Genomic DNA, 13,118 nt, shown 5'->3' on the forward strand with positions numbered 1-13,118 from the left:
CCGTGGAGGCGTGCGACCCATCACGAGTATTGAGCGGTCAGAGGCGCCCTTCGAGGTCGTCAGTCCCTACCGGCCCAACGGCGACCAGCCGGCGGCGATCGCGGAGCTGGAACGGCGGATCCGGGGCGGGGAGAAGGACGTCGTCCTGCTCGGCGCCACCGGTACCGGCAAGTCGGCCACCACGGCCTGGATGATCGAGAAGCTGCAGCGGCCCACCCTGGTGATGGCGCCGAACAAGACGCTGGCCGCGCAGCTGGCGAACGAGTTCCGCGAGCTGCTGCCGAACAACGCGGTCGAGTACTTCGTCTCGTACTACGACTACTACCAGCCCGAGGCGTACGTCCCGCAGACGGACACCTACATCGAGAAGGACTCCTCGATCAACGAGGAGGTCGAGCGGCTGCGCCACTCGGCGACCAACTCGCTGCTCACCCGCCGGGACGTGGTCGTGGTCGCGTCCGTCTCCTGCATCTACGGCCTCGGCACCCCGCAGGAGTACGTGGACCGGATGGTGCGGCTGAAGGTCGGCGAGGAGATCGACCGGGACGTCCTGCTGCGGCGCTTCGTCGACATCCAGTACACCCGCAACGACCTCGCCTTCACCCGCGGCACCTTCCGGGTGCGCGGCGACACCATCGAGATCTTCCCGGTCTACGAGGAGCTGGCCGTCCGGATCGAGATGTTCGGCGACGAGATCGAGGCGCTGTACACGCTGCACCCGCTCACCGGCGAGATCATCAGCCAGGACGACTCGGTCCACGTCTTCCCGGCCTCGCACTACGTGGCGGGCCCGGAGCGGATGGAGCGCGCGGTCAACGACATCGAGAAGGAGCTGGAGGAGACCCTCGCCCGGCTGGAGAAGCAGGGCAAGCTGCTGGAGGCCCAGCGGCTGCGGATGCGCACCACCTACGACATCGAGATGCTCCGCCAGATCGGCACCTGCTCCGGCGTGGAGAACTACTCGATGCACTTCGACGGCCGCGAGCCCGGCTCCCCGCCGAACACCCTGCTGGACTACTTCCCCGACGACTTCCTCCTGGTGATCGACGAGTCGCACGTCACCGTCCCGCAGATCGGCGCGATGTACGAGGGCGACGCCTCCCGCAAGCGCACCCTGGTCGAGCACGGCTTCCGGCTGCCGTCCGCGATGGACAACCGCCCGCTGAAGTGGGAGGAGTTCCTGGAGCGGATCGGCCAGACCGTCTACCTGTCGGCGACCCCGGGCCCGTACGAGCTCTCCCGGGGCGACGGCCAGGTCGAGCAGATCATCCGTCCGACCGGCCTGATCGACCCCGAGGTGATCGTCAAGCCGACCGAGGGCCAGATCGACGACCTGGTGCACGAGGTCCGCAAGCGGGTGGAGAAGGACGAGCGCGTCCTGGTCACCACGCTCACCAAGAAGATGGCCGAGGACCTCACCGACTACATGCTCGGCCTGGACATCCGGGTGCGGTACCTGCACAGCGACATTGACACGCTGCGCCGGGTGGAGCTGCTGCGCGAGCTGCGGGCCGGTGAGTACGACGTGCTGGTCGGCATCAACCTGCTCCGCGAGGGCCTGGACCTCCCGGAGGTCTCCCTGGTGGCGATCCTGGACGCGGACAAGGAGGGCTTCCTGCGCTCCGGCACCTCCCTGATCCAGACCATCGGCCGTGCCGCCCGCAACGTCTCCGGCCAGGTCCACATGTACGCGGACCGGATCACCCCGGCGATGGAGAAGGCGATCGAGGAGACCAACCGCCGCCGGGCCGTGCAGCAGGCGTACAACAAGGAGCACGGGATCGACCCGCAGCCGCTGCGCAAGAAGATCGGCGACATCCTGGACACCCTGGCCCGCGAGGACGTGGACACCGGCGAGCTGCTGTCCAGCGGCTACCGGGGCGCGGGCGGCGCGAAGGGCGGCAAGGCCCCGGTGCCGGCGCTGGGCGCCGAGCGCAAGCCGGCGAAGTCGCGGCCGGCGGCCGAGCTGGCCGAGCTGATCCAGTCGATGACGGAGCGGATGCACGCCGCCGCGGTGGACCTCCAGTTCGAGGTGGCGGCCCGGCTGCGCGACGAGGTCAAGGAGCTGAAGAAGGAGCTGCGGCAGATGCGCGAGGCCGGTATCGCCTAGCGGTCCCCGGCTGCACCCCGCAGCCCCCGTGCGCCCCGCCGGGCGTGGCCGGTTCCGTCCCCGGCCGGGCCCGGCGGTGTCTCGGCCCTGCCGCGAACGGGTACAGGGCGGGCAGCGCGTTCGACCGCAGGCCCTAGGCTGGCCTGCGGTGGCCGCCCGGGGACGGGGCGGCCGGAAGAGGGGGCCTCAGCCGGGGGACGGCAACGGGGTGTTCCACCGTGGAGCCGGCGCGGGGTTCCCGCGCGGCCGGGCAGAGAGGACATGCGCCGTGTCGGTGAACCTTGCCAAGGGCCAGCGGGTCAGTCTGCAGAAGGGGCCGGGGGAGACGCTCACCGTGGTCCGGATGGGCCTGGGCTGGAAGGCGGCGCCCCGGAGGGGCCTGTTCGGCAGCCGGACCCGGCAGATCGACCTGGACGCCTCGGCGCTGCTGTACACCGGGCGGACCCCGTCCGACGTGGTGTTCTTCCAGCACCTGGAGAGCTCCGACGGCTCCGTCCGGCACACCGGGGACAACCTGGTCGGCGGCGCGGGGGCGGGGGAGGACGACGAGTCGATCCTGGTGGACCTGGTGCACGTGCCGCCGCAGGTCACCCAGGTGGTGTTCACGGTCAGCTCGTACACCGGGCAGACCTTCGCGGAGGTGCAGAACGCGCACTGCCGGCTGGTGGACGAGTCGACCGGGCTGGAGCTGGCCCGCTACGAGCTGACCGGCGGCGGCCCGCACACCGGCCAGGTCATGGCGAAGGTGTTCCGGGACGGCAACGGCGGCTGGGAGATGCAGGCGATCGGCGCTCCGGCCAAGGGGCGGACCTTCCAGGACCTGCTGCCGGCCATCGAGCCCTACCTCTGAGCGAGGCGGAGCCCTGACGGGCCTTTACCTTCTTTACCTTTCTTTGGGAATGCTGTTACCCTTCTTGCAGCGGAGGGGAGTATTCCCACGCAGCCGTCCCCGTCATCACGGGCATCCGTCGCGGTGCCCCGGGGCGCTGGTCCGCGGGCGCGCCGTCGTGCGCCCGACGGGCGGAAGAGACCTCCGGCAGTGACGATGACTGTCTCGCCTACCTGCCGGAGGAGCAGTAGTGGACGTTTCCGTAAGCCTCTGGGCCGGCACCATTGTGGTGCTGCTGGCCCTGATCACCGCCGATTTCTTCATCGGCGGCCGCAAGCCGCACGAGGTGTCGATCAAGGAAGCCGGCATCTGGACCACCGTCTGGATCGTGCTGGCGGCGGTCTTCGGCGGTTTCCTCTGGTGGCACTCCGGCGCGACGCCCGCCGGTGAGTTCTTCGCCGGCTACATCACCGAGAAGTCGCTCAGCGTCGACAACCTCTTCGTCTTCATCCTGATCATGGGCAAGTTCGCGGTGCCCAGGATCTACCAGCAGCGCGTGCTGATGTTCGGTGTGATCATCGCCCTGGTGCTGCGCGCGGTCTTCATCGCCGGCGGCGCCGCGCTGGTCGCCCAGTTCTCCTGGGTCTTCTTCATCTTCGGCGGCTTCCTGATCTGGACGGCGTGGAAGCTGATCAAGGAGGCGCGGGCCGACGAGGAGGACGAGGAGTTCGAGGAGAACCGCCTCCTCAAGTCGATCGAGAAGCGCTTCCCGTCGACCGACACGTACCACGGCACCAAGCTCTTCATCCGGGAGAACGGCCGCCGGCTGATGACGCCGATGCTGATCGTCATGCTGGCGATCGGCACCACCGACGTCCTGTTCGCGCTGGACTCGATCCCGGCGATCTTCGGCCTGACCCAGGACCCGTACATCGTCTTCACCGCCAACGCCTTCGCCCTGATGGGCCTGCGCCAGCTGTACTTCCTGATCGGCGGCCTGCTGAAGAAGCTGGTCCACCTCTCGTACGGCCTGTCGGTGATCCTCGGCTTCATCGGCGTGAAGCTCGTGCTGCACGCGCTGCACGAGCAGGGCGTGCACGTGCCGGAGATCGGCATCCCGTTCTCCCTGGGCTTCATCGTGGTCGTCCTCGGCGTCACCACCGTGACCAGCCTGATGGCCTCCAAGCGGGCCGCCCTGGCCGAGCCGGGCGAGCGGGACGAGCCGCAGAAGCTGGACGCCTGACGGGAAACCTCCCCCCGTACCGGGGCGGGCCCGCGACCGAGCAGCGGTCGCGGGCCCGCCTCTTTCCCGCGTCCGCTGCCGGTGCTCTGCGGACTACGGGCGTTGACCGTACTCGGCGATCCAGCGCGATCCGAGCAGCACGATGTCGGCGGTCTCGACCGGCCGGCCGGTCGCCTGGTCGTAGTAGGTGCGCTCGATCGCCATGACGGGCACGGCCGGTGCGATGCCGAGGTTCTGGGCCTCGGCCCGTGTCGCCTGGCGGGCGGTGACCCGCTCGACCGGAGTGCCGACGTCGATGCCGATGAGTGCCATGCGATCGGCGACACCGATACCGGCGTGCGAGCCGGCCTCCGGCAGGACGATCAGACTGCCGCCGGTGATCGCCATGGGCTCCCAGCTCTCGGCGAGCTGAGCGGGCTCGCCGTCGGCCAAGTAGGCGTAGCTGGTGTGCATCACCGGATCGCCGGGCTGGATCTCCAGCCGGGCCGCGATCCGGATGTCGGCGGCACGAGGCTGCGACTCGTGCCGCCACGTGCCGGCCACGCCCTGCCGCGCGAGGGCGGCCTCGGTCGGGGAGCCGTCGCCGGGCGCCACACGCTGGCGCCGGACCAGGACGGCCGGCGGCTCCTGGGATTTGACGTAATAGCCGGCGCCCGGGCGGGCAAGCACGAGCCCTTCGTCGATCAGTACGGCGTAGGCCCGCTGGATCACGCCTGTCGAGACTGCGTGCTCGCGCTGGAGCGCACTGATGGACGGCATCCGATCGCCTGGCTGAAGTCGCCGGGAGGTGATGTGGCCGCGCAATGCGTCCGCGACGTGCAGGTAAGAGGGTGTGTCGCTCACGCCTCGGCCTCCTCGCTCCGAATGGTGCGTTGCGGCTGACACCGTAACGCTCGTGGCGCTACTCTATCGATACGATTTCACCGTTCCGATAAGGGGAGCGTCGGTGCAGATCAGCATGCGCACGAGCCTGCTCAAGGCCACTCTCGGTCAGGCCGCCGGGGCTCCCGTGCGAATCACCAAGGGAAGGGCCGGCCGCGTCCGGCTCTCGACGACCGCACCGGCCGACACGTCGTCCACCCAATGGGCCGAGGTGCTCGACATCCTGCGGTCGGGCTGCGAGTGGGGCTCCACCGATGCCACCGGCGAGATCATCGTCTGGGTGGAGTTGGAGGACTTCGCCGTGGCGGACCTGGGGGCGTGGTCGTGACCGCCGTGACCCGCCGGCCCGACTCGTCCGCCGTCGTCGTGATCCGCTTCGACCTGGCCAGGGCCGGGCGCTACGTCAGTGCCGAGTGCCAGTTGGATGCGCACTGGGCCTGTCCCGGCGGTATCCGCGAGGTGTCCGGGGCCGTTGCGCTGGTGTGTCTGTGCACGGCGGCGGGTTGTGCCTGTGCCCGCCATCTCTCGGGCGGCGGGCCGTGAGGGCCGGTCGGCTCCGGGCGGAGCCGACCGGCCCGGGTTCCGTCACCAGCCGCGCTCGCGCCACTCGGGCAGGTGCGGGCGCTCGGCGCCGAGGGTGGTGTCGTTGCCGTGGCCGGGGTAGACCCAGGCCTCGTCCGGCAGGGCGTCGAAGATCTTCTCGTTGACGTCCCGGAAGAGGCTCGCGAAGGCCTCCTTGTCGCCCCAGGTGTTGCCGACCCCGCCCGGGAAGAGGCAGTCCCCGGTGAACACGTGCGGGTGGCCCTGCGGGTCGTCGTAGACCAGCACGACAGCCCCGGGCGTGTGGCCGACCAGGTGCCGGACGGTCAGCGCGCAGCGGCCCACCGTGAGGGTGTCGCCGTCCGCGAGCGGCAGCGCGGTGGGCACCTCGATGCCCTCGGCGTCGTGCTCGCCGGCCGCGGTGCGCGCGCCGGTGGCGGCGACCACCTCGGCCAGGGCGCTCCAGTGGTCGCGGTGCCGGTGGGTGGTGACCACGGTGGCCAGGTTCTCGCCGACCGTCTCCAGCAGCACCGGCGCGTCCGCGGCCGCGTCGATCAGCAGCTGCTCGTCGGTGTCGCGGCAGCGCAGCAGGTAGGCGTTGTTGTCGTACGGGCCGACCGCCACCTTGGTGATGATCAGATGCGCCAGCTCGCGCACGTCCGGCGGTCCGCCGACCTTGACCGCTCCGTGGTACGTCATCCGTCCGCTCCTTGTCGGGTCTACAGGGTCGAGGTCATCTTCGCGCCTGGCGGCCGCTCAGCCCAGCGGGGGGAGGGCGGGCAGGGCGGTGTCGGGGGTGCGGCGCAGGCCGTCGCCGTCGGCGCGGCCGGAGAGCCAGGCGAGCAGGGCGCGGACCGGGCCCTCGACGGTCAGCGCGGGGGTGCCGGTGCCGATCACCGCGCGCTCGGCGGTGTCCTCGGCGAAGAGTTCGACGGCGGGCAGGCCGGCGCCGGCCAGCTTGCCGGACAGGCGGCGGAACTCGGCGGAGGCGAACTCGGCCGGCCAGTGCGCGGGGGTGTAGCCGGCGTCCAGGTCGACGTGGTGGTACTCGACCTCCATCAGCCGCTTCCAGGGGATCTCGTAGGCCGGGAAGAGGTGGCCGCTGCGGTGGCGGACCTCGGCGGCCCAGGCCCCGTCGGGCAGCAGCGCGGCGGCCGCGGCGAAGCGACCGCCGGTGGCGCGCAGGTCGGCGAGCTGGACCTCCGCCGGGCGGGGCGCGCCCTCCTCGATGCCCCGGTCGCGGGCCTCCTCGCTCGGGTACTGCGGGATGTCGGTGCCGGTGCGGGCGCCGTCCAGCAGGTTGACCAGGGAGTCGGCATTGCGGGCGAGGTGGGCCAGGACGTGGCCGCGGGTCCATCCCGGCAGTGCGGAGGGCTCGGCGACGGCGTCGGGCTTGAGCTCGCCGACGGTGTGCAGCAGGTGCCGGGTGCTCTCCTCGACCAGCGCGAGGGAGCGCGCGGCGCGGGCGGCGGCTCCGGAGGCGGCGGACTGCGGGTCGGTCATCGGATCGGCCTTCCGTGGATGGCGGCGCGTTGCCCGCGCGGGGCCCCGCTCGTTGAGGGTGTGGCGCTGCGGGTGACGCTACCGTCGTTCCCCGGTGCTGAGCAGGGGCTTTCGCGGACCGCGCGTCAAGGCTTCGCGAGCCGTCCTCACTCGTTCGGGTGGACCCGGCTGGACATGGTCGTTAATCGAACGCGTGAGCTAGTAGGCTGACTGCCGCATCCTGGAAGAAGTACACCTTTCGTTCCAGCCCTCTCGCCCCGGAGAAAGGCGCCAGAAGCAGTGGCCGACCGCCTCATCGTCCGCGGTGCTCGCGAGCACAATCTCAAGAACGTCTCGCTCGACCTGCCCCGCGACTCCCTCATCGTCTTCACGGGCCTCTCCGGCTCCGGCAAGTCCTCGCTCGCCTTCGACACCATCTTCGCCGAGGGCCAGCGCCGCTACGTCGAGTCGCTGTCGTCCTACGCCCGCCAGTTCCTCGGCCAGATGGACAAGCCCGACGTGGACTTCATCGAGGGCCTCTCCCCGGCCGTCTCGATCGACCAGAAGTCCACCAACCGCAACCCGCGGTCGACCGTCGGCACCATCACCGAGGTCTACGACTACCTCCGTCTGCTGTTCGCCCGGATCGGCAAGCCGCACTGTCCGCACTGCGGCCGCCCGATCGCCAAGCAGTCCCCGCAGGCCATCGTCGACAAGGTGCTCGAACTCACCGAGGGCACCCGTTTCCAGGTCCTCAGCCCGGTGGTCCGCGAGCGCAAGGGCGAGTTCGTCGACCTCTTCGCCGACCTCCAGTCCAAGGGCTACGCCCGGGCCCGGGTGGACGGCGAGACGGTCCAGCTCGCCGAGCCGCCCAAGCTGAAGAAGCAGGAGAAGCACACCGTCGAGGTGGTGATCGACCGCCTCACCGTCAAGGAGAGCGCCAAGCGCCGGCTCACCGACTCGGTGGAGACCGCCCTGCGGCTGAGCGGCGGCATGGTCGTGCTCGACTTCGTCGACCTCCCCGAGGACGACCCCGAGCGCGAGCGGATGTACTCCGAGCACCTCTACTGCCCCTACGACGACGTGTCGTTCGAGGAGCTGGAGCCGCGCTCGTTCTCCTTCAACTCGCCGTTCGGCGCCTGCCCGGACTGCTCCGGCCTCGGCAACCGGATGGAGGTGGACCCGGAGCTGGTGGTGCCCGACGAGGAGCGCTCGCTGGACGAGGGCGCCATCCACCCGTGGTCCGGCGGCCACACCAAGGAGTACTTCCAGCGGCTGATCGACGCCCTCGCCGGAGAGCTGGGCTTCCGCACCGACATCCCCTGGGCCGGGCTGCCGGCCCGCGCCAGGAAGGCGCTGCTGTACGGGCACAAGCACCAGGTGCAGGTCCGCTACCGCAACCGGTACGGGCGCGACCGCTCCTACAGCACCGGCTTCGAGGGCGCGGTGCCGTTCATCCAGCGCCGCCACCAGGAGGCCGAGAGCGACTCCAGCCGCGAGCGCTTCGAGGGCTACATGCGCGAGGTGCCCTGCCCGACCTGCCGCGGCACCCGGCTCAAGCCGGTGGTGCTCGCGGTCACCGTCGAGGGCCGGTCGATCGCCGACGTCTCCTCGATGTCGATCAGCGACTGCTCGGACTTCCTCGGCGCGATGAAGCTCAACGCCCGGGACAAGCAGATCGCCGAGCGCGTCCTCAAGGAGGTCAACGAGCGGCTGCGGTTCCTGGTCGACGTCGGCCTGGACTACCTGTCGCTGGACCGCGCGGCCGGCACCCTCTCCGGCGGCGAGGCCCAGCGCATCCGGCTCGCCACCCAGATCGGCTCCGGCCTGGTCGGCGTGCTCTACGTGCTGGACGAGCCGTCCATCGGCCTGCACCAGCGCGACAACCACCGGCTGATCGAGACCCTCGTGCGGCTGCGTGACATCGGCAACACGCTGATCGTCGTCGAGCACGACGAGGACACCATCAAGATGGCCGACTGGGTGGTCGACATCGGCCCCGGCGCCGGCGAGCACGGCGGCAAGGTGGTGCACTCCGGCTCGCTGAAGCAGCTGCTCGCCAACAAGGAGTCGCTCACCGGCCAGTACCTCGCCGGCAAGCGCTCCATCCCGGTCCCGGACACCCGGCGCGCCCGGGACCGCAAGCGCCAGCTCACCGTGCACGGCGCCCGCGAGCACAACCTGAAGGACGTCACGGTCGGCTTCCCGCTCGGCACCTTCACCGCGATCACCGGTGTCTCCGGCTCGGGCAAGTCCACCCTGGTCAACGACATCCTCTACACCCACCTCGCCCGGGAGCTGAACGGCGCCCGCACGGTGCCCGGCCGGCATACCCGGATCACCGGCACCGACCTGGTGGACAAGGTGGTGCACGTCGACCAGTCGCCGATCGGCCGCACCCCGCGCTCCAACCCGGCCACCTACACCGGCGTGTTCGACCACGTCCGGCGGCTCTTCGCGGAGACCCAGGAGGCCAAGGTCCGCGGCTACCTGCCCGGCCGGTTCTCCTTCAACGTCAAGGGCGGCCGCTGCGAGAACTGCTCCGGCGACGGCACCATCAAGATCGAGATGAACTTCCTGCCGGACGTCTACGTGCCGTGCGAGGTCTGCCACGGCGCCCGGTACAACCGGGAGACGCTGGAGGTCCACTACAAGGGCAAGTCCATCGCCGAGGTGCTGGACATGCCGATCGAGGAGGCGCTCGGCTTCTTCGAGGCCGTCCCGGCGATCGCCCGCCACCTGCGGACGCTCAACGACGTCGGCCTCGGCTACGTCCGGCTCGGCCAGTCTGCGCCGACCCTCTCCGGCGGCGAGGCCCAGCGCGTCAAGCTCGCCTCCGAGCTGCAGAAGCGCTCCACCGGCCGGACCGTCTACGTGCTGGACGAGCCCACCACCGGTCTGCACTTCGAGGACATCAGCAAGCTGATCAAGGTCCTCACCGGCCTGGTGGACAAGGGCAACACAGTCATCGTCATCGAGCACAACCTCGACGTCATCAAGACCGCCGACTGGATCGTCGACATGGGCCCCGAGGGCGGCTCCGGCGGCGGCAGCGTGGTCGCCGAGGGCACCCCCGAGGAGATCGCCGCCGTTCCGGAGAGCCACACCGGCAAGTTCCTGCGCGACATCCTCCCGGGCGAGTTCACCGACGCCCCGGTCAACGCCCCGGTCAAGGCCGCCCCGGCCAAGGCCCGGGCTCCGCGCAAGCGGGCCGCCGCGGCGAAGAAGTAGCAGGACACGTCCACGGCCGCCCCCGGACGCACCGGGGGCGGCCGTCGTCGGGCCGCATAGACTGCCGGGCGGCCCGCAGCCGCAGGCCACCGCGCGACCAGGAGCGAAGCCCATGCCCGAGGCCCCCGAGAGCCCCGCCCCCACCCGCCGCACCCTGCTCTGCGGAGCCGCGGCCGTCCTCGCCGCCGGCGGCGCCGTCGCCGTCACCGGCTGCTCCTCGTCCGCCTCCGACTCCGGCTCCGCCGCCAGGACCCCGGTCGACGTCGGCCCCGCCTCGGCCGTCCCGGTCGGCGGCGGCACCGTCTACCGCGAGAAGAAGATCGTCGTCACCCAGCCCGCCGAGGGCCAGTACAAGGCGTTCAGCGCCAAGTGCACCCACGCCGGCTGCATCGTCGACCAGGTCAGGAACCAGAAGATCCAATGCCCCTGCCACGGCAGCCTGTTCGGCATCGCCGACGGCGCCGTGCTGGACGGCCCGGCCCCCGCCCCGCTGCCCGAGTACGCCGTGGAGGTCGAGGGCGGCAACCTCAAGGTGACCCCGCGCTGAAGCAGTTGATCTCCCGCACGCACCCCCGGCCCGAGTCGGTACGGTGGACCCATGGCTGACCCGTCCACCTACCGCCCGGCGCCGGGCGCCATCCCGCTCTCGCCCGGGGTCTACAAGTTCCGCGACGCCCACGGGCGGGTCATCTACGTCGGCAAGGCCAAGAGCCTGCGGCCCCGGCTCTCCTCCTACTTCCAGGACCTCGCCGGGCTGCACCCGCGCACCGCCACCATGGTCACCACCGCCGCCTCGGTGGAGTGGACCGTCGTCGCCACCGAGGTCGAGGCGCTCCAGCTGGAGTACTCCTGGATCAAGGAGTTCGACCCCCGGTTCAACGTCAAGTACCGCGACGACAAGAGCTATCCGGAACTCGCCGTCACCCTCAACGAGGAGTACCCGAGGGTCCAGGTGATGCGCGGCGCGCACAAGAAGGGCGTGCGCTACTTCGGCCCCTACGGCCACGCCTGGGCGATCCGCGAGACCGTCGACCTGCTGCTGCGCGTCTTCCCCGTCCGCACCTGCTCCAACGGCGTCTTCAAGCGCGCCCGGCAGGTCGGCCGCCCCTGTCTGCTCGGCTACATCGGCAAGTGCGCCGCCCCCTGCGTCGGCCGCGTCTCGGCCGAGGAGCACCGCGCCCTGGCCGAGGACTTCTGCGACTTCATGGCCGGGCGCACCGGCAACTACCTGCGCCGGCTGGAGACCGAGATGCAGGAGGCCGCGGCCGGCCTGGAGTACGAGAAGGCCGCCCGGCTGCGCGACGACATCGGCGCGCTCAAGCGGGCCATGGAGAAGAACGCCATCGTCCTCGCCGACGCCACCGACGCGGACCTGCTCGCCGTCGCCGAGGACGAACTGGAGGCCGCCGTCCAGATCTTCCACGTCCGCGGCGGCCGGGTCCGCGGCCAGCGCGGCTGGGTCACCGACAAGGTCGAGGACGTCGACACCGCAGGCCTGGTCGAGCACGCCCTCCAGCAGCTCTACGGCGGCGGCACCGAGTCCGTCCCCCGCGAGGTGCTCGTGCCCGCCCTGCCCGACCCCGTCGAGCCGGTCCGCGACTGGCTGGGCGGCCTGCGCGGCGCCCAGGTGGACCTGCGCGTCCCGCAGCGCGGCGACAAGAAGGACCTCATGGCCACCGTGCAGCGCAACGCCCAGCAGGCGCTCGCGCTGCACAAGACCAAGCGCGCCTCCGACCTCACCACCCGCAGCCGCGCCCTCCAGGAGATCGCCGAGGCGCTCGGCCTGGACAGCGTCCCGCTGCGCATCGAGTGCTTCGACATCTCCCACCTCCAGGGCGAGGACGTGGTCGCCTCCATGGTGGTCTTCGAGGACGGCCTGGCCCGCAAGAGCGAGTACCGCCGCTTCCAGATCAAGGGCTTCGAGGGCCAGGACGACGTCCGCTCGATGCACGAGGTGGTCGGCCGCCGCTTCCGCCGCTACCTCCAGGAGCGCGAGCAGACCGGCGAGTGGGCCGTGCCCGAGCAGGCCGAGGGCCCGGAGGACGACCGGCAGAGCGGGGACGGACAGCACCCCGAGGACGGCCCGCGCACCGAGGACGGCCGCCCCAAGCGCTTCGCCTACCCGCCGCAGCTGCTCGTCGTCGACGGCGGGCAGCCCCAGGTCGCCGCCGCCCGGCGGGCCCTGGACGAACTCGGCATCGACGACGTCGCCCTGTGCGGCCTGGCCAAGCGCCTGGAGGAGGTCTGGCTGCCCGGCGAGGACGACCCGGTCGTGCTCCCGCGCAGCAGCGAGGGCCTCTACCTGCTCCAGCGGGTCCGCGACGAGGCCCACCGCTTCGCCATCACCTACCAGCGCGGCAAGCGTTCCAAGCGACTCACCGCCGGAGAACTGGACTCCGTCCCCGGCCTCGGCGAGACTCGCCGTCAGGCGCTGCTCAAGCACTTCGGCTCGCTGAAGAAGCTCCGGGCGGCCACCGTCGACGAACTCTGCGCCGTCCCCGGCATCGGCCGGCGGACGGCGGAGACCGTTGCGGCGGCGTTGTCGTCCCGTACACCTGCCGCACCCGCCGTGAACACCGCCACGGGCGAGATCATCGAGGACGGCGCCGACGAGCCGGCGCCCGCGGCGCCCGAGCCCGAGACCGCACCCATCCAGGAGACGCCATGACGGCCGACGCCGCCCGTCAGCCGGCGCGCCCCGGACCCACTCGTCCGAGTGAGCCGGGGAAGCATGCCCGTGCGACGCGCGTTCTCCACAGCAGAACCACCGAGAGCGGGGAACCGAAGTGACCGTGTCCGAT

General features: G+C 71.1%; 11 protein-coding genes. 8 read left to right on the plus strand and 3 right to left on the minus strand.

Annotation, left to right across the window (positions count from 1 at the left end; all coding sequences use genetic code 11):
• The first annotated feature begins 10 nt into the window (after positions 1-10).
• From uvrB to ACF1AK_RS23890, 3 genes are all read left to right on the plus strand, one after another.
• Positions 11-2,110, plus strand: a complete 2,100-nt coding sequence (uvrB, locus tag ACF1AK_RS23880) for an excinuclease ABC subunit UvrB (protein WP_391500851.1) — start codon at positions 11-13, stop codon at positions 2,108-2,110.
• A 268-nt stretch (positions 2,111-2,378) separates the two neighbouring features.
• Positions 2,379-2,960 carry a TerD family protein gene (locus ACF1AK_RS23885; RefSeq protein ID WP_391500852.1) on the plus strand — a complete coding sequence of 194 codons (582 nt, stop codon included), beginning with the start codon at positions 2,379-2,381 and terminating at the stop codon, positions 2,958-2,960.
• Between the two features lie 229 nt (positions 2,961-3,189).
• The gene (locus ACF1AK_RS23890; RefSeq protein ID WP_391500853.1) at positions 3,190-4,182 is read left to right on the plus strand and encodes a TerC family protein; all 993 of its coding nucleotides are present in this window, start codon (positions 3,190-3,192) and stop codon (positions 4,180-4,182) included.
• Between the two features lie 93 nt (positions 4,183-4,275).
• Here the strand turns inward: ACF1AK_RS23890 and ACF1AK_RS23895 are convergent, their stop codons facing one another.
• Positions 4,276-5,025, minus strand: coding sequence for a GntR family transcriptional regulator (locus ACF1AK_RS23895; protein ID WP_391500854.1), 750 nt, complete (start codon positions 5,023-5,025; stop codon positions 4,276-4,278).
• A gap of 103 nt (positions 5,026-5,128) precedes the next feature.
• On the opposite strand from ACF1AK_RS23895, the gene ACF1AK_RS23900 reads away from it, so the two are divergent.
• Positions 5,129-5,392 (plus strand): hypothetical protein, encoded by a 264-nt coding sequence (locus ACF1AK_RS23900; protein WP_391500855.1) that lies wholly within the window; start codon positions 5,129-5,131, stop codon positions 5,390-5,392.
• Positions 5,389-5,607: a hypothetical protein gene (locus ACF1AK_RS23905; RefSeq protein ID WP_391500856.1), complete on the plus strand. Its 219-nt coding sequence runs from the start codon at positions 5,389-5,391 to the stop codon at positions 5,605-5,607. Before ACF1AK_RS23900 ends, ACF1AK_RS23905 begins: the two co-directional genes overlap by 4 nt.
• Before the next feature lie 42 nt (positions 5,608-5,649).
• Here ACF1AK_RS23905 and ACF1AK_RS23910 read toward each other — a convergent pair whose 3' ends face one another.
• Both ACF1AK_RS23910 and ACF1AK_RS23915 read right to left on the minus strand, forming a co-directional pair.
• A complete protein-coding gene (locus ACF1AK_RS23910; RefSeq protein ID WP_391500857.1) occupies positions 5,650-6,303 on the minus strand; it encodes an MBL fold metallo-hydrolase in 654 nt (217 codons plus the stop codon).
• Positions 6,304-6,360: 57 nt separating this feature from the next.
• On the minus strand, positions 6,361-7,107 hold the full coding sequence (locus tag ACF1AK_RS23915) for a maleylpyruvate isomerase family mycothiol-dependent enzyme (RefSeq protein WP_391500858.1): 747 nt from the start codon (positions 7,105-7,107) through the stop codon (positions 6,361-6,363).
• Positions 7,108-7,386: 279 nt separating this feature from the next.
• On the opposite strand from ACF1AK_RS23915, the gene uvrA reads away from it, so the two are divergent.
• From uvrA to uvrC, 3 genes are all read left to right on the plus strand, one after another.
• Positions 7,387-10,317 (plus strand): excinuclease ABC subunit UvrA, encoded by a 2,931-nt coding sequence (gene uvrA, locus ACF1AK_RS23920; RefSeq protein WP_391500859.1) that lies wholly within the window; start codon positions 7,387-7,389, stop codon positions 10,315-10,317.
• Positions 10,318-10,429: 112 nt separating this feature from the next.
• Positions 10,430-10,864, plus strand: a complete 435-nt coding sequence (locus ACF1AK_RS23925; RefSeq protein WP_391500860.1) for a Rieske (2Fe-2S) protein — start codon at positions 10,430-10,432, stop codon at positions 10,862-10,864.
• Positions 10,865-10,915: 51 nt separating this feature from the next.
• On the plus strand, positions 10,916-12,985 hold the full coding sequence (gene uvrC, locus ACF1AK_RS23930) for an excinuclease ABC subunit UvrC (protein ID WP_391500861.1): 2,070 nt from the start codon (positions 10,916-10,918) through the stop codon (positions 12,983-12,985).
• Positions 12,986-13,118: the final 133 nt, after the last annotated feature.

It is taken from the genome of Kitasatospora sp. NPDC015120 (assembly GCF_043080305.1).
Classification (GTDB): domain Bacteria; phylum Actinomycetota; class Actinomycetes; order Streptomycetales; family Streptomycetaceae; genus Kitasatospora.